This window comes from Streptomyces vulcanius, assembly GCF_042653945.1.
Taxonomy (GTDB): domain Bacteria; phylum Actinomycetota; class Actinomycetes; order Streptomycetales; family Streptomycetaceae; genus Streptomyces; species Streptomyces mangrovi.
The window spans coordinates 1-19,140 of sequence record NZ_JBHSFK010000080.1 but is presented as its reverse complement, the minus strand read 5'-3'; the positions used below and the strand labels follow the sequence as shown (position 1 = coordinate 19,140).

The window sequence follows — 19,140 nt, the reverse complement described above, 5'->3', positions numbered from 1 at the left end:
GGATCCCCCGCCCCCGGCGAACAGCCGGTGCCGGAGGGGTGACAACGGCCACCAGCCGTTCGAGCACCCGTGAACCTCAACCCACCTGGGTTGGAATCCCCCTCTTTTAAGAGGGGGAGGATGTCAATCGTACGGGGAGTTCCACGACGTGTCGTAGACGTCGACGAGGAAGCAGCGCTCCACGCCGTCCGGGAGCGTGGTGTACCTGTACGAGGTGACCCCGGGCGCCAGCCACACCTCCTGGTGCGCGGAGCAGACCTGGTCCTCCTCGTCCCGCAGGAGCTCGCCCGTGTAGACGACGTACCGGAACAGGTCGGGGGCCGGGTTCGCGTCCCAGTTCAGCTCGAAGCCGTACTCGGTCGGGGTGACCGTCATCCCGGTGACGGCGTCCGGCGGGGTGAGGTCCCGGCGCTTGCCGCTGACGGCGTTGGAGCGGGCCGACTCGTTGCCGGCCGCGTCGAGAGCCGTCACCCGGTAGTAGCGGGTGCTTCCCTCGGCGGGCTCGGTGTCCAGGTACGACACCCCGACCGTGCTGCCGGCCAGGCTGTACGTGCCGGCCGCGCTCGTCGACCGGTACACGCGGTACGACGACGCGTCCGTGACCGCGCTCCAGGTGACCTTCAGACCTGTGGACTCCGAATCGGCGGCCAGGCCCGAGGGCGCGGAGGGTGCGGTGCGGTCGACGGTGGTGACCGTCTTCACCGCCGTACCCGCCGACTCGTTGCCCGCCTTGTCGTAGGCGCGCAGCTCGTAGGCGTATGACGCGCCGGTCACCGGGAGGGTGGTGTCGGTGTACGTGGTGGACGCGGTGGTCGCCTGGCGCGTCCAGGTGGTGGCGTCCAGCGGACGGCGGTAGACGCGGTAACCGGCGAGGTCCAGCTCCTTGTTCTGCGCCCAGGTGAGCTTCGCCTTGGCCGTCGTCCTGTCGTACGACACCGCGAGGCCCGTCGGCACCAGTGGCTTCACCTTGTCGACGGCCGCCGAAGTGCGGGGCGCGTAGGTGAACTTGACGTTCGCCTTGCCGGTCCAGCTCGCGTAGTCCACGCGGACCGTGTGCTTGCCCTTGGGGAGGGTGAGGTTGAGGGTCTTCGAGGCCGTGGCGGAGACGTTCTTCCAGATGTTGATCTTGCGGACGTTGTCGACGTACACCCGTACGCCGTCCTGCGCCGACACCGACAGGGCGAACGGGCCGCCGGAGCCGAAGTCCCGGGTCACCGTCCAGCGGACGCCGAAGTTGTCCTTCGGGAGGCCGGAGGCCGGGGCCCTCGTGCTCCAGTTCTCGTCGACCGCGGAGTCGCAGTCGGTCTTCTTCGGGGTGCCCGAGAAGGTGGTGTTCGCGAAGAACTGCCGTTTGAAGACCGGTGAGGTGCAGGTCGTCGCGGCGGAGGCGGGCGCGGCGGCGAGCAGGCCGCCGGCCGTGGCGAGCACGGCCGTGGTCGCGGCGACGGTGGCGGCGGCAGCGGTCGTGCGTCTCGCAGGGTTCATGGGGTCCTCGGTCGTGATGGGCACCGGCGGGCCGAAGGGCCGGTGACGATCATGACTCCCGGAGCCCGCGAGAGGTTGTACCGCTACTTCGGAGTGAAGGCGATCACCGGGGTGTAGTCGCTTCCGGCGTGGAACTCCATCCGTTGGGTGCCGGCCGGCGAGCCGACCCTGCTCAGGGGCAGGGTCCAGGTCCAGGTGGAGCCGCTGACCGTCTTCTGGACGCCCGCGGCCTCGCTCCAGCTCCAGTCGTTCGACCGGCTCCGGTAGAGGGTTCCGTTCTCGATCATGTAGTCCGCGCCGAGGGCCGACGGCGACGGATAGGGGAGCTGGTAGCCGGTCGCGGTGCTGCCGTCGGTGTTGAGGAAGGCGTGGTAGAAGTCCTGCGAGCGGTGGAAGGTCGCCTTGAGGGTGACGGTTCCGGAGGACACGCAGACGGAGTAGCCGGTGATGGGGCCCGAGCCCGCGGCGCCCTTGCAGGAGGTGCCGGTGCTGCCGCTGCCCGACCCCGTCTTGGCATGGCCCGCATCGGTATCGGCATTGGCATCGGCCGCGGTGGTGGCGGACGGCTGGGTCTTCGGAGACTTGTCGGTGGTGGCGCCGGGCGTGGCGGATCGCGAGGCCGACGGCTTCGGCGACGCGCTGGTGGCGTCCGCCGACGGGGAGGTGGACGGCGGGGGCGGGCCGGGCTGGGCCGACGTGCCCTCGGACGTCCCGCCATCCTGGTTGGCGTGCGTTTCGCCGGTCCCCGCCGACGCCGCCGAGGATGTGCCGTCGTCACCGGCGCCGACCGCGAGGATGACGCCGACGATCAGCGCGGCCACGGCCACGGAGGCGCCGGCCAGCAGCGCGGCCCGGGGCAACCGCCGTCGCACCGCGGGCCGCACGGCCGCTCCAGCCGTCGAAGCCGCTCCGGTCGTTCCAGCCGTCGAAACTGCGCCAGCCGCGCCAGCCGTGCCCCGGCGGGCGGTGGCCGTCCGGTTCGGGGGTGTGCGGGTGGCTTCCGCCGCGAACGCTGCCGCCGCACGGGACATCCGGGGCGGGGCCTCGGACTCCTGTCCGGGCTCGGAATCGGCCTCGGTCCGTTCTTGACTCGGCCTGGTGATGGCGGCCGCCGCGGCGATCGCCGACGGTCCCTTCGACCGGCGTGGCAGCGGAGACTCCACTGTTCTGGTGCCCTTCCAGGAAAGCTGGTGCCGAACGCTGGGCCGCCGAGAGTACCGGTGTCAGATGTGGATCCGAGCAACATCGCGGGGGCCCATTGCCCGTCAATCTGCCTGAAGAAAGGCCCAGTTGGCTGGACATCGCCGATGGTGTGCCCGAAAACCTGCCCCTAATGACAGAGGAGGGTCCGCAAAGGGAGATACATGCCCTCTCCGCTCCGTCTCCATACGTCTTCACGAGCTAAGCGGAGTGTGATGTTGTTACTTCGTTAAGTAGTATCGCTTGACGCCGGTGGCCGCTGCCGCGTTGTCTTCATGGGGCACCTGGGTCACCATGCCGCCCCACGTGTCCGGAACGTCTGAAACGCACCTGAAGTGAGCCTCGAATGCGTCGTATCGCCATAGCTGTGGTCGCCTCCACGATGTCCCTCTCGCTCGCCGGATGCGGGATGCTCGGGGCTTCGGGGAGCAGCAGTGACGCGACACCGACCCGGCGCGACGACCTCCGTATCGCCGCGCTCTTCCCGGAGGCCACGAACACCCGCTACAAGGACTTCGACTACCCCTTCATCAAGGCCAAGGTCGACGAGCTGACGAACAAGAAGGCCACGACCTCGTTCGAGAACGCGGACGACGAAGCCACGCAGAGCCAGCAGATGCAGAAGGCGATCGACGACAAGGTCGACGGCATCATCCTCGACGCCGTCGACTCCAAGAAGATCGCGTCGATGGTGAAGAGGGCCAAGGAGGCGGGCATCACGGTCATCGCCTACGACCGTCTCGCCGAGGGCCCGATCGACGCGTACGTCTCCTTCGACAACGAACTGGTCGGCGAGGTGCAGGGCCGTTCCATCACCGAGGCGCTCGGCTCGGCCAGCACCGCCGACAAGATCGTCATGATCAACGGCTCGCCCACCGACCCGAACGCCGGACAGTTCAAGGCGGGCGCGCTCAACGAGCTCAGCGGCCGGGTGACGATCGCGGCGCAGTACGACACCGACAAGTGGGACCCGGTCATCGCCCAGGCGAGCATGACCAAGGCGATCAACAGGATCGGCAAGGACAACATCGCCGCGGTGTACTCCGCGAACGACTCCATGGCCGGCGGTGTCATCAAGGCCCTGGAGGCGGCGGGTGTCAGCGACGCCGACCTGCCGCCGATCACCGGCCAGGACGCCGAACTCCCGGCCGTGCGGCGGATCATCACCGGCGAGCAGTACATGACCGTCTACAAGCCGTACCCCAGCGAGGCCGAGGCCGCCGCGGAGGCCATGGTCGCCAAGCTCCAGGGCCGTGACCTCCAGTTCGAGGCCCTCACCCGGGACCAGGTGGACAGCGCGACCCAGGAGAACATCCCCTCCAAGCTGGTGACCGTGGTCGCGCTGAAGAAGAGCAACATCAAGTCGACCATCGTCGCGGACGGCATCTACAAGATCTCCGACATCTGCACCGCCCCGTACAAGACCGCCTGCAACGCGATCGGCCTGAACTAGCGGTTGTTCACGCCACCCGGGTGAACTCCACCGTCACCTCGGGCGGGCCGCCCGCCACCCCCCGGTAGACGCCCTTGTGCGGGGTGACGTCGTCGTAGTCCCGGCCGCGGCCGACCACGACGTGCGACTCGTCCGGGCGGGTGCGGTTGGTGGGGTCGTAGCCGTGCCAGTCGCCCGCCCAGTACTCGACCCAGGCATGGCTCTGGCCCTCCACCGGGCGGTGGAGTTCCGCCTCCCGCTCGGGGTGGAGGTAGCCGGAGACATAGCGGGTGGGCAGGCCGAGGCCCCGCAGCAGGGCGATCGTGACGTGCGCGATGTCCTGGCAGACGCCGGCGCCCTGCTCCCAGGCCTCCGCGGCCGAGGTGTTCACCCCGGTGGCGCCGGGGATGTACGACACCCGGTCGGCGACCAGGGAGGAGACGGCCACCGCCGTCTCGTGCGGGTCGAGGCCGGCCGCGGCCTTCCGGGCCTTCTTCACCAGCTTCGGCGGGACGGTCGTACGGACCGTCGGGCCCGCGAACTCCAGCAGCCGGGAGGTGGCCGTGCGTTCGGCGATTTCCGGCCAGCCGGGTGCCGTCGGGAGCGCGCCGGGCGGGGCCGTCTCCACCAGGCTGGAGGCCGTGATGGTGAGGTCGGCGTGCGGGTCCATCAGCTCGAACGCGGTGACCTGGGTGCCCCAGTAGTCCCAGTACGACCAGGTCGTCGCCGCCGGGCGGATGGTCACCCGGGAGTCCAGCGTCGTCTGGCCCGGCAGGGTGAGCGGCGTCATCCGGACCTCGTTGTGGGACGAGACGGCGGACTGGGCGTAGGAGACGTGCGTGGAGTGCCGGATACGGAGCCTGCGCGTCATGTCACGCTCCTTCCTGGGCCCATACCACGGGCCCCTGGTAGGGGAAGAACCGCTCGGCGACCGCCTCCGCCGAGGCCATGCAGGCGGTCTGCAGGTCCCTCAGGAGCAGGGGAAGCTGGTCCTCGAGGGCATGGGTGTCCAGATATTCGAGGCGGGTGCGCAGCCGGCCGATGGGGCGGCGGGCCGGGTCCTGGCGGGGGCGGCCCAGGGCGGCCAGGCACTCCTCGGCCGTCGTCAGGGCGTGCAGCGCCGAGCGCGGGAAGTCGCGGTCCATGAGAAGGAATTCGGCCACTCTCGCGGTGTCGCCGAAGCCGCCGTAGACACGGGCGAACGCCTCGTCCGCGCCGGACGCGCTCAGCAGGGTCGGCCAGTCGGGCGCGTGCGCCGCGTCCAGGACCCGTACCGACAGCAGCCGTACGGTCATGTCCACCCGCTCCAGGCTCCGCCCCAGCACCACGAACCGCCAGCTGTCGTCCCGGCTCATGGTGGAGTCGGCCAGGCCGAAGAAGAGCGCGGCACGGCTGCGGACCAGTTCCAGGTAGGAGTAGGGGCCGGTACGGCGGGCCGCGCGCCGCTGGTCGGCGAGGGCGTGCCAGGTGGCGTTCAGGCACTCCCACATGGCGGAGGAGACCGCCTCGCGGGCGCTGCGGGCGTTGAGCCGTGCCGCGCCCAGGGCGCCCTCGATGGAGCCCGTGGAGCGGGCGTCGAAGGCGAGCTGGTCCAGGACCTGCTGCATGTCGACCGGTGGACGGCCCGCGTCCATGCCGAGGATCGCGTACAGCGACCGGCAGGCCGCGTCCTCGTCGCGCCAGGGGTCCTCCAGCATGCGGTGGAGGTAGGCGTCGAGGATGCGCGCGGTGGCGTCGGCCCGTTCGACGTAGCGGCCGGTCCAGGTCAGTGCCTCCGCTATGCGCGAGAGGATCACGTCGTTCACTGCTGCTGCGCCCCTTCCTGTACGCCGGTGAGGGGCCCGTCGGGGCCCAGCTGTCGCGGGACGACGGGCGGGAGCGTGCTGTCGCCGGGCTCGGCGGAGGGGGCCTCGACCGGGCCCTCGGCCAGCACCCAGGTGTCCTTGGAGCCGCCGCCCTGACTGGAGTTGACGATCAGGTTGCCCTCCTGGAGGGCCACCCGCGTGAGCCCGCCGGGGAGTACCCACACGTCGGTGCCGTCGTTGACGGCGAACGGGCGCAGGTCGATGTGGCGCGGCGCCATGCGCTCGCCCGCGAGGGTGGGGGAGGTGGACAGGGCGACGGGCCGCTGGGCGATGAAGCCGCGCGGGTCGGCTGCGACGGCCTTGCGGGTCCGCTCCAGCGTCTTGGCGTCGCACTTCGGGCCGATGACGATGCCCTGTCCGCCGGCGCCGTCGACCGGCTTGACCACCAGCTGGTCGATCTGGTCGAGGACGGCCTCCAGCTGCCCGGGTTCGTCGGGCCGGTAGGACTCGACGTTGGGCAGGACCGGTTCCTCGCCCAGGTAGTAGCGGATCAGGTCGGGGACGTACGTGTAGAGCAGCTTGTCGTCGGCGACGCCGTTGCCGACCGCGTTGGCGAGGGTGACGTTTCCGGCCACGGCGGCGCTCACGATGCCGGGGCAGCCGATCACCGAGTCGGGCCGGAAGTGGAGGGGGTCGAGGAAGTCGTCGTCGAGCCGGCGGTAGACGACGTGGACCGGCACCTCGCCCTTCGTCGTGCGCATCCACACCCGGTTGTTGCGGCACACCAGGTCGTGCCCCTCGACCAGCTGCACGCCCATCAGCCGTGCCAGCAGCGCGTGTTCGAAGTAGGCGGCGTTGCTGGGGCCCGGGGTGAGGACCACGACCCGGGGGTCGGCGGCCCGGTCGGGCGCGGCGGCCCGCAGCGCGGCGAGCAGCCGCTGGGGGTAGCCGTCCACGGGCACGACGTGCTGTCCGTCGAAGAGGGAGGGGAACACCCGGGTCATGGCCCGCCGGTTCTCGATGACGTACGACACCCCGCTGGGCACCCGTACGTTGTCCTCGAGAACCCGGAAGTCCCCGGCCTCGTCCCGGACGAGGTCGATGCCGGCGACATGGATGCGGACCCCGCCGGGCGGCTCCACGCCGTGCGCGGCCCGGTGGAAGTGCGGTGAGCTCAGCAGCAGCCGCCAGGGGACGACGCCGTCCTCGAAGGCGCGGCAGGGGCCGTAGGCGTCGGCGAGATAGGCCTCCAGGGCCCTGACCCGCTGGCTCACCCCGCGTTGTATGAAATCCCACTCGACCGCGTCGAGGATCCTGGGTACCAGGTCCAGCGGCCAGGGCCGCTCCTCGCCGGCGAAGGCGTAGGTCACGCCCCGGTCGGTGAAGGCACGGGCCATCTGGTCGGCCCGGAACCGCAGTTCACCTGGTTCGATCGGCTGGAGTGCGGCCAGTACCGGCTCGTAGGCGGTCCTGACCTCACCCGGCCGCTCGAACATCTCGTCCCACGCGTCGGCCAACGCGTATGCGTCAAATATGTCCGCCATGGCCTGACGTTAAGTGGGGGACGTAACACGACGATCACTCGGCGGTTTCCGGGAGCGCACACGCGTTCGTGAGGAAGGTCGTGTGCTGTTTCGTCGCCCGGCCGGACTCCCCCGTTGCCCGGCCGGGCCCCCCGTAACCCCCGTTACCCCCCCGTTGCCACCTCTTCGGATGGGGAGCACCCGAAGGGGAAGCGGAACCAACCATGCCTGCCCGAAGGGGCCGACACCACCGTCAGCTTGTTGCAGTGCCAGGGGCGGAGGCCGGGAGAAACCCCGTCATATGAGTGGTTTTTCATAGCGTTGGCCGGGGAAGGCGTGTTGCGGAGCCGGACCAGTCCGCGCATAGTTGCGCTCCGAAGAGCTGTAAGACGGAGCGTCAAGCTGGGGTGGGATGGGCGATGGCCGGGCACGGGACGGAGGAGCATCCCCACGGTGCCGACCGACTGTGCGAAGCCGGGGACCGCGTGTATTCCCGGGCCGTACGGCGCGGAAGGGTGCCGCGCGGTGACGCCGGGCCGGTCCCCTGTCTGCTGGAACTCGCCCTGCTGCACCCCGACCCCGACGACATGGACTGGCTGGTGCCGACCTCCCCGCAGGAGGTCATGACCCGGCTGCTGCGCGGTCTGTACGACGAGGTGAGCGCCGGCCAGCGCCGGATGGGCTCCGCGGTCGCCGCGTTCGAGTGGTACGCGGGGCTCGGTGGGCAGGGCCCGGCGGCGGCGGAGGGCACGGCGATCCGGGTCCTGGACGGCGACGCCCGTATCCAGGCGGCCCTGGACCAGGCGACCCAGGCGTGTACCACGGAGGTGCTGACCGTGCAGCCGGGCGGTATCCGGCGCGAGCACGAACTCTCCGAGGGGCTGCACCGTGCCCTGGAGCTGCGCGGGCGCGGGGTGCGCATGCGCGACCTCTACAACCATGTGGCGCGGCACGGCCAGGGCCTGCTGAACTACCTGGAGCTGATCGGCGACGCGGTGGAGGCCCGCACGCTGGACGAGGTCATCGACCGGCTGATCCTCTTCGACCGAAAGGTCGCCTTCATCCCGGCGAACGCCGACCGCACGATGGCCCTGGAGCTGCGCCACCCGGCGCTGATCGCCTACCTGGTGACGGTCTTCGAACGGCTGTGGCGGCTGGCCATCCCGCTCACCGCCCAGCTGCCCGAGACCCGGATCGAGGGCATCTCGCACCGTGAGCAGTCCATCGCCGCGCTGCTCGCGGAGGGCCACCAGGACGCGGTGATCGCCGAGCGCCTCGGCATCAGCGTGCGCACCTGCCGCGCCCATATCGCCCGCCTCTCGGAGACGCTGGGCGCGGCCAGCCGTACTCAGCTGGGGGTGCGGATAGCGCAGGTGGGGCTGGCGGGGCCGGTCGACGCGAGTGAGCTCACGGTGCCGGTGTCAGGTCCTGGGGCCGCTGACCTTGTTCCCGGTCCGGTTTCCCGTGGTTGTCCTGACGGTGTTCCGGGTGCTGTTCCTGGTCAAGGATCCCCGACCGGCCGATGAGGTAGCCGAGCTGGGCCCGGCTGTGGCTGCCGAGGGTCTCCGCGAGCTTGGCGATGTGGACGCGGGCGGTGCGGATGTTCATGCCGAGGCGGTCGGCGATGACGGCGTCGGTGTGGCCTTCGACGAGGAGGGCGGCGATGGCCTGCTGGCGTGGGGTGACGCCGTTGAGGGAGGGGCGCTGGACGGCCTGCGGGTACATGGGGGTGGCCAGCCGCCAGAGGCGTTCGAAGGCGGTGGCCAGATAGCCGACCAGGGCCGGGTGGCGCACTTCGAGGGCGAGGGTGCCGTCCCCGTTGGCGGGGAGGAAGGCGACCGTGCGGTCGACGAGGATGAGCCGGTCGGTGACCTCGTCGAGGCTGCGGGCCTCGGCGTCGCCGTTCAGCTGTTCGTGGTAGTAGACGATGCTCTGGATGTGCCGGGTGGTGTGCTGGTAGAGCGTGCGGATCCGGCCGCCCCGGTCGAGCACGGCCTGGTCGCGCTTGAGCGCGATGATCTCGGCGGCGGACCCGCGGTCCCCGACCAGCCCGGCCCGGGGCTGGACGCAGAGCACTTCCTGGTGTGCGTCGTCGAGGGCCTCGGTGATCGCCCCGTTGATCCGCTCGGTGCCGCTGAGGACGCGCAGGGACGCGGACTCGGAGGGGGGTGTGGTGCCGAGGTCGCCCGAGACCCGCATCAGGGGCTCGAACAGGGCCGCCAGTCGCTCCTCGCGGCGCCGCTCGTCGGCGATCCGGGCCTCGGAGAGACGCAACTGGCGGTACAGGGCGACCGCGGGGGCGACGGGTTCCAGCCGGTCCAGGTCGTCGACGGCCGGATTGAGCAGGCCGAGGTCGAGCAGACAGGGGGCCGGCAGGGCCTCGGCGGCGGCGATCCAGCCGTGGAGCAGGGCGCGTTCGTAGACACGCGTGCCCTCCGGGCAGAGTCCGTCAACGCCGTGGTGGGGATGCGGCGGCGCGCTCATGTCAGTCCCTGGCCCTTTCCTGTTCGAGGATTCCCGAGCGTGCGATGAGGTAGCCGAGCTGGGGCCGGCTGCGGCTGCCGAGGGTGGCGGCGAGTTTCGCGATGTGGACGCGGGCGGTGCGGATGTTCATGCCGAGGCGGTCGGCGATGACGGCGTCGGTGTGGCCTTCGACGAGGAGGGCGGCGATGGCCTGCTGGCGTGGGGTGACGCCGTTGAGGGAGGGGCGCTGGACGGCCTGCGGGTACATGGGGGTGGCCAGCCGCCAGAAGCGTTCGAAGAGGGTGACGAAGTAGGCGACGAGGGCGGGATGGCGGACCTCCAGCGCCAGGGAGCGTTCCTTGTTCGACGGTACGAAGGCCAGTGTCCGGTCGATGACGACCAGCCGCTCGGTGATCTCGTCGAGGGTACGGGCCTCGACGTCGCCCCGGAGCTCTTCGTAGCGGGCGAGCACCAGCGGGGAGTGGCGCAGGGTGTGCTGGTAGAGGGCGCGGATACGGGCCCCGCGGTCGAGGAGGGCCTGGTCGCGGGCGAGGGCCTGCGCGTCGCGATCGGGTTTCACGTGGCGGGAGTCCCGGTGGGGCTGGATGCTCAGGAGCTCGGTGGAGGCCTCCGCCATGGCCTGGGTGATGGCCTCGTTGATGGCGTCGAGGCCGTTGTGGATCCTGAGGGCCGGTTCATCGGGGGCGGGCACCGTCCGGGGGCCGATGCGCAGCAGGGGCGCGAAGTCGTCGACCAGCCGGGCCGTGAACCGGCGTTCGTCCGAGACGCGCTCCCCGAGGACGCGCAGCCGCCGGTGCAGGGCGAGGGCGGGCGGCACCGGTTGCAGCAGGGCCGGGTCGCCGTCGTCCGGCCGCAGCAGCCCTCCGGCGAGCAGACAGGGTGCCGCCTCGGCCTCCGCCCGCGTCGTGCGGCCCTCGCGCAGTGCGCGCGCGTAGAGGTTCAGACCGGCCTCGCACAGCTCCTCCGCGTCATGGCGGTGCACCTCTTTCGTCACCCACGCCCTCTTCGCCGGCCCGTCACCTCACTGCTCCCGGTCCAGCATCCCGGATTGTGCGATGAGGTAGCCGAGTTGGGCGCGGCTGCCGCTGCCCAGCGCCGTGGCGAGCTTGGCGATGTGGGCCCGGCAGGTGCGTACGTTCATGCCCAGGCGGCGGGCGATGGCCTCGTCGACATGGCCCTCGACGAGCAGCTTGGCGATGGAGTGCTGGATGTCGGTGATGCCGTCGGGTGCGGTCTCGTAGGGGGCGCCGGCGCTCAGCGGCACCGCGCGGCTCCACATGAACTCGAACACCTTGATGAGATAGCGGACCAGTCCGGTGTGACGGATCTCCAGGGCGACCTGCCGGTCGTCGCGGATGGGGATGAAGGCCACGGTCTCGTCGCAGACGATGAGGCGTTCGACCAGTTCGTCGATGGTGCGGTACTCCACCTTGCCCTCGGCGAAGAGGTCGACCCAGGCCAGCCGCTCCGGGCTGTAGCGGGCGGTGTGCTGGTACAGGGTGCGGATCCGTACCCCGCGTTCGATCAGTGGCTTGTCGCGCTCCAGCGCCTCGATGAGCCGGCCCTCGGGGTGGCGGTGGCTGGGCTGGATCGAGAGCACCTCGTTCTGGCACTGCCCGGCGGCCAGGTCGAGCGCCGAGTTGATGCGGTCGAGGCCCTCCAGGACGGTGATCGAGGGGTCGGCCGTGGTCACCGGGGCGCTGAGCGCCATGAACGGCTCGAAAGCCTCCGTCAGCTCGATCGAGAGCCGTCTGCGCTCGGTGATCTCGCGTTCGATGGGGTTGAGCCGCTGGACCAGGGCGACCGACGGGGGAACCGGACGCAGCCAGTTCGCGTCGTCGGCGTCGGAGTGGAGCAGGGCGAACTCCATCAGGCAGGGGGCGGCTTCCACGTCCACGCGGGCGATACGTCCGGTGCGGAGGGCCTTCGCGTAAAGACGGCGTCCTTCCTCACACAACTCCGTCATCGCATGGGGATGTGTCCCTTTAGTTCGATTCGTTGGCAAATCTCCACCCCCCAGGGTCCTGAACATGCAGGAACATGATGCACCGATTGTGTGGCCATGACGTGCCCGAATGAGCCATCGTCTTACCCGACGGGGGAAAAGGGGAACTTCAAGTGAGGACGAAGCCGAATATGCGGAACAGAATGCTTCGCTCAGTGCTTGTCGCCGCCTTCTCCGCCGTTGTGGCCTACGCATCGCTGAGTGGCCTCTCCGGTGTGAAGAGTGAGCCTCAGTCGGACACCGCCTGGTCGCTCGCGGCCAGCACCGCTGATGGTGGCGACGATGCTTCTGTCTACCCGGCAGACACCGCCTGGAGCTGACGTGACCACACCACCCGACGACCGCTCCTTCCGCCGCGAAATGGCCACCGCCTACCGCTCCGGCTGGCACTTCATCGACCTGGTCACCGCCATCCCCCACAGTGGTGACTCGTTGATGGTGACCGTGTTCGGAGAACCGGTGGTCGTCACTCGGGACGAGGAGGACGACGTGCGGGCCTACCGGTGCCTGCGGCGGCCTCGGGGGGCGCCGCAGCCCGTACGGTGTGCCATCAGGTACGGAATGATCTTCGTGAACCTCGACCAGCGCGACCACCAGTTGGCGGAGTCGGCGGCCCCAACCGCCCCGCGAACCATCTCAGCCACCCCCCGCAGTGCCTGACGCGATTCCCCCGTCGTAACAAGATCGCTCAGGTGCTTCCCCCCGCAGCGGCGTCACCGTGACCTGAACACGGTGACGCCGCTGCAGTTTTTGGCGACATTTCCGGACAGGGGGCATTCTGCGCCATTCCCCGCCGTGGCCGGAAAACGACCACGGCATGTTTCGGCCGGTCCGGCCCTGCTGTCCTTCTTCCTCCCGTGTACTCCCCCGCAGCTTCCTGCTGTCCCGGGCTGTTCTGAGCTGCCTTGAGCGGAATAGACTCAACTTTGTGTACGCTGACTCAGTCAGACACGGGAGACGACTGACACCAGGAGGAGACAGCGAACGTGGACGCCGAGCTGACCAACCGGAGCCGGGACGCGATCAACGCGGCCAGTAACCGTGCCGTGTCCGCAGGACACGCCGACCTCACCCCCGCCCATCTGCTGCTCGCGCTGCTCTCGGGGCAGGAGAACGAGAACATCACCGACCTGCTCGCCGCCGTCGAGGCCGACCAGGCCGCCGTACGGGCCGGTGCCGAGCATGTGCTCGCCAATCTGCCCAGCGTGACCGGGTCCACTGTGGCGCCTCCGCAGCCCAACCGCGACCTGCTCGCCGTGATCGCCGACGCACAGTCGCGCGCCCGCGAGCTGGGCGACGAGTTCCTCTCCACCGAGCACCTGCTGATCGGCGTCGCCGCTAAGGGCGGCCAGGCCGCCGACGTGCTCACCCGGCACGGAGCGAGCGCGAACAAGCTGCAGGGCGCCTTCCAGAAGGCCCGCGGCGGACGCCGCGTGACCACCGCCGACCCCGAGGGCCAGTACAAGGCCCTGGAGAAGTTCGGCACCGACTTCACCGCCGCCGCCCGCGAGGGCAAGCTCGACCCGGTCATCGGCCGGGACCAGGAGATCCGCCGGGTCGTCCAGGTCCTCTCCCGCCGCACCAAGAACAACCCCGTCCTCATCGGCGAGCCCGGCGTCGGCAAGACCGCCGTCGTCGAGGGGCTCGCCCAGCGGATCATCAAGGGGGACGTACCCGAGTCCCTCAAGAACAAGCGGCTCGTCGCCCTCGACCTGGGGGCCATGGTCGCCGGCGCCAAGTACCGGGGCGAGTTCGAGGAGCGCCTGAAGACCGTCCTCGCCGAGATCAAGGCCTCCGACGGGCAGATCATCACCTTCATCGACGAACTGCACACGGTCGTCGGCGCGGGCGCCGGCGGCGACTCCGCGATGGACGCCGGCAACATGCTGAAGCCGATGCTGGCCCGCGGTGAGCTGCGCATGGTCGGCGCGACCACGCTCGACGAGTACCGCGAGCGGATCGAGAAGGACCCGGCCCTGGAGCGCCGCTTCCAGCAGGTGCTGGTCGCCGAGCCGAGCGTCGAGGACACCATCGCCATCCTGCGCGGGCTCAAGGGCCGCTACGAGGCCCACCACAAGGTGCAGATCGCGGACGCCGCGCTGGTCGCCGCCGCGACCCTCTCCGACCGGTACATCACCTCCCGCTTCCTGCCCGACAAGGCCATCGACCTCGTCGACGAGGCCGCCTCGCGCCTGCGCATGGAGATCGACTCGTCCCCCGTCGAGATCGACGAGCTCCAGCGGTCCGTGGACCGGCTGAAGATGGAGGAGCTGGCCCTCAGCAAGGAGACCGACGCGGCCTCCCGCGAGCGCCTGGAGAAGCTGCGCCGCGACCTCGCCGACCGGGAGGAGGAGCTGCGCGGCCTCAACGCCCGCTGGGAGAAGGAGAAGCAGTCCCTCAACCGGGTCGGCGAGCTGAAGGAGAAGCTCGACGAACTGCGCGGCCAGGCCGAGCGCGCCCAGCGCGACGGCGACTTCGACACCGCCAGCAAGCTGCTGTACGGCGAGATCCCCTCCCTGGAGCGCGACCTGGCGGACGCCTCCGAGGCCGAGGAGGAGGCCGCCAAGGGCACCATGGTCAAGGACGAGGTCGGCTCGGACGACATCGCCGACGTCGTCGCCTCCTGGACCGGCATCCCGGCCGGCCGCCTCCTGGAGGGCGAGACCCGGAAACTCCTCCGTATGGAGGACGAACTCGGCCGCCGTCTGATCGGCCAGTCGGAAGCGGTCCAGGCCGTCTCGGACGCCGTACGGCGCTCCCGCGCGGGCATCGCCGACCCCGACCGCCCGACCGGCTCCTTCCTCTTCCTCGGCCCGACCGGCGTCGGCAAGACCGAGCTCGCGAAGGCCCTCGCCGACTTCCTCTTCGACGACGAGCGGGCCATGGTCCGCATCGACATGTCGGAGTACGGCGAGAAGCACAGCGTGGCCCGGCTGGTCGGCGCGCCGCCCGGCTACATCGGCTACGAGGAGGGCGGCCAGCTCACGGAGGCGGTCCGCAGGCGGCCGTACAGCGTGGTCCTCCTCGACGAGGTCGAGAAGGCCCACCCGGAGGTCTTCGACGTCCTCCTCCAGGTCCTGGACGACGGCCGGCTCACGGACGGCCAGGGCCGCACGGTCGACTTCCGCAACGTCATCCTGGTCCTCACCTCCAACCTGGGCAGCCAGTACCTGGTCGACCCGATCCCGACGGAGGCGGAGAAGAAGCAGCAGGTCCTGGAGGTGGTCCGGGCGTCCTTCAAGCCGGAGTTCCTCAACCGGCTGGACGACCTGGTCGTCTTCTCGGCCCTCAACAAGGAGGAGCTGCGCCGGATCGCCCGCCTCCAGATCGACCGCCTCGCCAAGCGGCTCGCCGAGCGCCGCCTCACCCTGGAGATCACCGACGCGGCCCTGACCTGGCTCGCCGACGAGGGCAACGACCCGGCCTACGGCGCCCGCCCGCTGCGCCGCCTGGTCCAGACGGCCATCGGCGACCGCCTCGCCAAGGAGATCCTCGCCGGCGAGGTCAAGGACGGCGACACGGTCCGAGTGGACGCCTTCGGCGAGGGCCTGATCGTGGGCCCGACGACCGGAAAGACGCTGTAACTCCGACGGCTGCACGCTCTCAGCGGAAATACGCCAACCCGAGGTGAACCCTGAGGGGCGGGGCTTGCCACCCCCCTCCCCGGATGGGGGAGGATGGCGGGATCCGTACGAAGGGAAAATCACGGTGAGCATCGACCCGTCCTCGATTCCGAACTTCGGGGGCCAGCCCGAGCCTGAGCCCCAGGGACCGGCGGGCCCCGTCGTTCCGGATCAGGACCTGGTGAAGCAGCTTCTCGATCAGATGGAGCTGAAGTACGTCGTCGACGACGAGGGCGACCTCGCGGCTCCCTGGGAGGAGTTCCGGACGTACTTCATGTTCCGCGGCGAGGCCGACCAGGCGGTCTACTCGGTGCGGACGTTCTACGACCGGCCCCACAAGATCGACGACAAGGTGCAGTTGCTGGAGTCGATCGACGACTGGAACCGGCGCACCCTGTGGCCCAAGGTCTACACGCACACCCACGACGACGGCACCGTCCGCCTCATCGGCGAGGCGCAGCTGCTGATCGGCGCCGGGGTGAACATCGAGCTGTTCGTCTCCTCGACGGTGAGCTGGGTACGTGCGGCCATCGAGTTCGACAAGTGGCTGGTGGAACAGCTGGGCCTCGAACAGGAAGTCAACGACTCGGAGGAGAAGCCCGAAGAGGGCGACGAGTAGGCCGTACGACCGGCCTGTCCGTCAGCATCGCGCATGCCCGTCCACAGGTTGTGGACGGGCATGCGCGTTTGTTCACACCAGCGCCTTCAGCCGGGCCACCGCCTCCGCCAGGACGCTCTCCCGCTTGCAGAACGCGAACCGTACGTAGGGTGCCCCGGCCTCCTTGTGGTCGTAGAAGACCGCGTTCGGGATGGCGACCACGCCCGCCCGCTCCGGGAGGGACCGGCAGAAGGCGAAGCCGTCGGTCTCGCCCAGGGGACGGATGTCGGTCGTGACGAAGTACGTGCCGGCCGGGCGGAAGACCCCGAAGCCCGCCTCCGCAAGGCCCGTCGCCAGCAGATCGCGCTTGGCGCGCATGTCCGTGCGGAAGGCGTCGAAGTAGGAGTCCGGGAGGGCGAGCGCCTCCGCGACCGCGTACTGGAACGGGCCGGACGCCACGTACGTCAGGAACTGCTTCGCCGACCGCACCGCCGTGACCAGGCCCGGCGCCGCCGTGACCCAGCCGACCTTCCAGCCGGTGAACGAGAAGGTCTTGCCGGCCGAGCCGATGGTGACCGTGCGGTCGCGCATGCCGGGCAGGGTGGCCAGCGGCACGTGCTCGGCCCCGTCGAAGACCAGGTGCTCGTACACCTCGTCCGTCACCACCAGCAGATCCCGCTCCGCCGCCAGCCCGGCGACCGCCGTCAGCTCCTCGCGGGTGAGGACCGTGCCGGTCGGGTTGTGCGGGGTGTTGATCAGGAGGAGGCGGGTGCGGTCGGTGACCGCGTCGCGGAGTTCGTCGAGGTCCAGGCGGAAACGGGCGTTCTCGGGGTCCGGGCGCAGGGTGACCGGCACGCGCGTGGCGCCCGCCATGGCGATACAGGCCGCGTAGGAGTCGTAGTACGGCTCCAGGGCCACCACCTCGTCCCCGGGCTCCAGAAGGGCCAGCAGAGTCGCCGCGATGGCCTCCGTGGCGCCCGCCGTGACCAGCACCTCGGTGTCGGGGTCGAAGGACAGGCCGTAGCGGCGGGCCTGGTGCGCGACGATCGCGGTACGCAGCTCGGGGACGCCCGGGCCCGGCGGGTACTGGTTGCCGCGGCCGTCCCGCAGCGCCCGCACGGCCGCCTCCCGGACCTCCTCGGGGCCGTCCGTGTCCGGGAAACCCTGGCCCAGGTTGATCGACCCGGTCTTCACCGCCAGGGCGGACATCTCGGCGAAGATCGTCGTCCCGAACTCGGTGAGGCGGCGGTTGAGGAAGGGGCGTGAGCTGGAGGTCATGCCCGTCATCCTGCGCCGAAGCTCTGGAGTTCCTCAAGTGTGCTTTGGCAGGTGAGACGGGCGGGCATCCCCCGTGCACGCGGCGCTCCGGCACCGCGCGAGGCGCCCACGGGGGGTCGCTTCGGGGACACGGAAGGAGGGTGACGCCATGATCTACGGCATCATCCTGGCGGTGGTCGCGGTCGCGTTCGTGGCGGCACTGGTCGCCAACCTGCGAGCGCGCACGTACAGCTCGGCGAGGCGCTCCCGCCGGGCAGGATCGGCCGGCGGTGCGAGCGGCGCCGGCAGCTGGTGGGCCGGCGGGGGAGACGGCGGCGGCCACGGCGGCCATTCCTCCTGCGGCGGCGGCTCCTCCTGCGGCGGCGGCTCCTCCTGCGGGGGAGGGTCGTCCTGCGGCGGAGGCGGAGGCGGCGGATGCGGCGGCGGAGGCAGCTGACACGGGGCAGCCGAGCTCCCGAGGGGGAGCCGCATCCGGACCGCGGGGCACGCTCCCGACCAGGGCGCCCCGCGGTCGCACCCTCTCCGCGGGGCCCCCGCGCAGGCGCACGCCCGGGCCCGGCGGCGTACGCCGTGGTTGAACAGGTGAGCTGGGGAGCCCCCCGAGGGATGGAAACCCCACGAAGTTGGGTAAAAACGCTGTGGCGTCGCCGTAGTTCATGATTCCCTCTACATCACCAACGCAGCCCCTCGGACCCCTACGGACGTCCCGTGCGGACGCCCTCCCGGACCGGGCCGACCGGGCCGATCTCCCGGTGTCCACGTGTCTACCGGGTCAACCGGGTCTACCGGGGTGCGCCACCTTCCCGCCTGCTTACTTTGCGTCTTCGCGGAGCCGATCCATGCTCACGACCCTGAACACCTCCTACAGCGACACGCGCGCGGCCGACCTCGCCTGGGCCCTGGGGCGCGAGCCGCTGCCCGCCCTCGCCACACTCGACCTCGAACTGTCCGGTGCCAAGCTTCAGTTGAGACTCCTCGGCGCCTCGCACCAGGTCCTCCTCGAGGAGCAGCAGGGCTGTTGTTCGGAGACGGTGGCGTGCATCCCCGGCAGCAGCACCCCGCTGCCGCTGGGCGTCGCCAAGCGCGTGGGCGACTGGGAGTACGAGTTCGCGGCGCGCGTGGAGATGCTCACGCCGGGCCAGTTCGCCGGCCGCGCCCAGGAACTGCTCGCCCTGGTCGCGGATCACCCGAACGGCCTAGCCGGAGTCTTCCCCGGCAGCCCGTACGCCTTCACCGCCCTGCTGGCCCAGCGCCACGAGGGCCATGTCCACTGGCGCACCTGGCACGCCTACCCGCAGGACGGGCAGCTGGTGGCGACCCGGACGAGAGTGGGCGTCCGCGCCCGCTCGGGCCCAGCCCCTCGGTTGTCCGAGTGGTCAGTCGTCTGAGTGGTCAGTCGTCCGAGTGGTCGTGGCAGGTTTGAGAGTCGTCTTCCACCTGGCTTTCGGGCAGGGTGCCCGGTCCTTCAGGGCCGGGGTGAATGCCCGCTCCCGTGGTGCGGGGCAGGGATGGCCGGATGGCCGCCAGGGCGGTCCGGCGTCGTCGTCCGGGATGCCGAGGGTGGCCACGGACGGGCGGTAGCGACGGGACGCCGAGGTCCTGGGGCCCGCGGCTGGCGGCCGGCAGTGGGTGGGGTGGTCACTCGCATGGGTGATGGTGATCGATGTTGTGCGCGGCCGTGGAACGTGTGGCCTACGTTCGCGGCAT

Annotated in this window: 16 protein-coding genes; 7 read left to right on the top strand and 9 right to left on the bottom strand. The window is 70.5% G+C overall.

Going from position 1 to position 19,140, the window contains the following annotated elements:
- Positions 1 to 123 precede the first annotated feature (123 nt).
- Both ACFPIH_RS55080 and ACFPIH_RS55075 read right to left on the bottom strand, forming a co-directional pair.
- The gene (locus ACFPIH_RS55080; RefSeq protein ID WP_381185543.1) at positions 124 to 1,485 is read right to left on the bottom strand and encodes a fibronectin type III domain-containing protein; all 1,362 of its coding nucleotides are present in this window, start codon (positions 1,483 to 1,485) and stop codon (positions 124 to 126) included.
- An 83-nt stretch (positions 1,486 to 1,568) separates the two neighbouring features.
- A complete protein-coding gene (locus ACFPIH_RS55075) occupies positions 1,569 to 2,369 on the bottom strand; it encodes a hypothetical protein (RefSeq protein ID WP_381185545.1) in 801 nt (266 codons plus the stop codon).
- A gap of 662 nt (positions 2,370 to 3,031) precedes the next feature.
- On the opposite strand from ACFPIH_RS55075, the gene ACFPIH_RS55070 reads away from it, so the two are divergent.
- Positions 3,032 to 4,138 carry a substrate-binding domain-containing protein gene (locus ACFPIH_RS55070; RefSeq protein ID WP_381185547.1) on the top strand — a complete coding sequence of 369 codons (1,107 nt, stop codon included), beginning with the start codon at positions 3,032 to 3,034 and terminating at the stop codon, positions 4,136 to 4,138.
- A gap of 7 nt (positions 4,139 to 4,145) precedes the next feature.
- Here ACFPIH_RS55070 and ACFPIH_RS55065 read toward each other — a convergent pair whose 3' ends face one another.
- Genes ACFPIH_RS55065 through ACFPIH_RS55055 form a run of 3 tightly spaced genes read right to left on the bottom strand, consistent with a single transcriptional unit; the run spans position 4,146 to position 7,466 of the window.
- Positions 4,146 to 4,988 (bottom strand): transglutaminase family protein, encoded by an 843-nt coding sequence (locus ACFPIH_RS55065; protein ID WP_381185550.1) that lies wholly within the window; start codon positions 4,986 to 4,988, stop codon positions 4,146 to 4,148.
- A 1-nt stretch (position 4,989) separates the two neighbouring features.
- The gene (locus ACFPIH_RS55060; RefSeq protein ID WP_381185552.1) at positions 4,990 to 5,922 is read right to left on the bottom strand and encodes an alpha-E domain-containing protein; all 933 of its coding nucleotides are present in this window, start codon (positions 5,920 to 5,922) and stop codon (positions 4,990 to 4,992) included.
- The gene (locus ACFPIH_RS55055) at positions 5,919 to 7,466 is read right to left on the bottom strand and encodes a circularly permuted type 2 ATP-grasp protein (protein WP_381185554.1); all 1,548 of its coding nucleotides are present in this window, start codon (positions 7,464 to 7,466) and stop codon (positions 5,919 to 5,921) included. The genes ACFPIH_RS55060 and ACFPIH_RS55055 overlap by 4 nt, the downstream gene beginning before the upstream one ends.
- Positions 7,467 to 7,864: 398 nt before the next feature.
- On the opposite strand from ACFPIH_RS55055, the gene ACFPIH_RS55050 reads away from it, so the two are divergent.
- Entirely contained in the window at positions 7,865 to 8,971 is a 1,107-nt protein-coding gene (locus tag ACFPIH_RS55050; protein ID WP_381185556.1) for a helix-turn-helix transcriptional regulator, read from the top strand.
- On the opposite strand, the gene ACFPIH_RS55045 is transcribed toward ACFPIH_RS55050, so the two are convergent.
- The 3 genes from ACFPIH_RS55045 to ACFPIH_RS55035 are packed head-to-tail and all read right to left on the bottom strand — an operon-like array spanning position 8,853 to position 11,895.
- The gene (locus tag ACFPIH_RS55045; protein ID WP_381185559.1) at positions 8,853 to 9,929 is read right to left on the bottom strand and encodes a helix-turn-helix transcriptional regulator; all 1,077 of its coding nucleotides are present in this window, start codon (positions 9,927 to 9,929) and stop codon (positions 8,853 to 8,855) included. The genes ACFPIH_RS55050 and ACFPIH_RS55045 overlap by 119 nt on opposite strands.
- A gap of 1 nt (position 9,930) precedes the next feature.
- A complete protein-coding gene (locus ACFPIH_RS55040; RefSeq protein ID WP_381185562.1) occupies positions 9,931 to 10,923 on the bottom strand; it encodes a helix-turn-helix transcriptional regulator in 993 nt (330 codons plus the stop codon).
- A 27-nt stretch (positions 10,924 to 10,950) separates the two neighbouring features.
- Positions 10,951 to 11,895, bottom strand: coding sequence for a helix-turn-helix transcriptional regulator (locus ACFPIH_RS55035; protein WP_381185564.1), 945 nt, complete (start codon positions 11,893 to 11,895; stop codon positions 10,951 to 10,953).
- Positions 11,896 to 12,255: 360 nt separating this feature from the next.
- Here ACFPIH_RS55035 and ACFPIH_RS55030 point away from each other — a divergent pair, with 360 nt between their 5' ends.
- From ACFPIH_RS55030 to ACFPIH_RS55020, 3 genes are all read left to right on the top strand, one after another.
- A complete protein-coding gene (locus ACFPIH_RS55030) occupies positions 12,256 to 12,594 on the top strand; it encodes a hypothetical protein (RefSeq protein WP_381185567.1) in 339 nt (112 codons plus the stop codon).
- Between the two features lie 326 nt (positions 12,595 to 12,920).
- A complete protein-coding gene (gene clpB, locus ACFPIH_RS55025; RefSeq protein ID WP_381185570.1) occupies positions 12,921 to 15,518 on the top strand; it encodes an ATP-dependent chaperone ClpB in 2,598 nt (865 codons plus the stop codon).
- Positions 15,519 to 15,642: 124 nt separating this feature from the next.
- Positions 15,643 to 16,176 (top strand): type III secretion system chaperone family protein, encoded by a 534-nt coding sequence (locus tag ACFPIH_RS55020; protein WP_381185573.1) that lies wholly within the window; start codon positions 15,643 to 15,645, stop codon positions 16,174 to 16,176.
- A gap of 72 nt (positions 16,177 to 16,248) precedes the next feature.
- On the opposite strand, the gene ACFPIH_RS55015 is transcribed toward ACFPIH_RS55020, so the two are convergent.
- Positions 16,249 to 17,442, bottom strand: a complete 1,194-nt coding sequence (locus tag ACFPIH_RS55015; protein WP_381185576.1) for a pyridoxal phosphate-dependent aminotransferase — start codon at positions 17,440 to 17,442, stop codon at positions 16,249 to 16,251.
- A 139-nt stretch (positions 17,443 to 17,581) separates the two neighbouring features.
- On the opposite strand from ACFPIH_RS55015, the gene ACFPIH_RS55010 reads away from it, so the two are divergent.
- On the top strand, positions 17,582 to 17,869 hold the full coding sequence (locus ACFPIH_RS55010) for a hypothetical protein (protein WP_381185578.1): 288 nt from the start codon (positions 17,582 to 17,584) through the stop codon (positions 17,867 to 17,869).
- A gap of 403 nt (positions 17,870 to 18,272) precedes the next feature.
- Positions 18,273 to 18,821: a DUF2617 family protein gene (locus ACFPIH_RS55005; RefSeq protein ID WP_381185581.1), complete on the top strand. Its 549-nt coding sequence runs from the start codon at positions 18,273 to 18,275 to the stop codon at positions 18,819 to 18,821.
- Positions 18,822 to 19,140: the final 319 nt, after the last annotated feature.

Excerpts from the sequence above, each read along its gene's own strand:
- ACFPIH_RS55050 (WP_381185556.1), top strand. The coding sequence starts at position 7,865 with ATGGCCGGGCACGGGACGGAGGAGCATCCCCACGGTGCCGACCGACTG.
- ACFPIH_RS55015 (WP_381185576.1), bottom strand. The coding sequence starts at position 17,442 with ATGACGGGCATGACCTCCAGCTCACGCCCCTTCCTCAACCGCCGCCTC.
- ACFPIH_RS55005 (WP_381185581.1), top strand. The coding sequence starts at position 18,273 with ATGCTCACGACCCTGAACACCTCCTACAGCGACACGCGCGCGGCCGAC.
- ACFPIH_RS55065 (WP_381185550.1), bottom strand. The coding sequence starts at position 4,988 with ATGACGCGCAGGCTCCGTATCCGGCACTCCACGCACGTCTCCTACGCC.
- ACFPIH_RS55010 (WP_381185578.1), top strand. The coding sequence starts at position 17,582 with ATGATCTACGGCATCATCCTGGCGGTGGTCGCGGTCGCGTTCGTGGCG.
- ACFPIH_RS55045 (WP_381185559.1), bottom strand. The coding sequence starts at position 9,929 with ATGAGCGCGCCGCCGCATCCCCACCACGGCGTTGACGGACTCTGCCCG.
- ACFPIH_RS55070 (WP_381185547.1), top strand. The coding sequence starts at position 3,032 with ATGCGTCGTATCGCCATAGCTGTGGTCGCCTCCACGATGTCCCTCTCG.
- ACFPIH_RS55055 (WP_381185554.1), bottom strand. The coding sequence starts at position 7,466 with ATGGCGGACATATTTGACGCATACGCGTTGGCCGACGCGTGGGACGAG.
- ACFPIH_RS55080 (WP_381185543.1), bottom strand. The coding sequence starts at position 1,485 with ATGAACCCTGCGAGACGCACGACCGCTGCCGCCGCCACCGTCGCCGCG.
- ACFPIH_RS55035 (WP_381185564.1), bottom strand. The coding sequence starts at position 11,895 with ATGACGGAGTTGTGTGAGGAAGGACGCCGTCTTTACGCGAAGGCCCTC.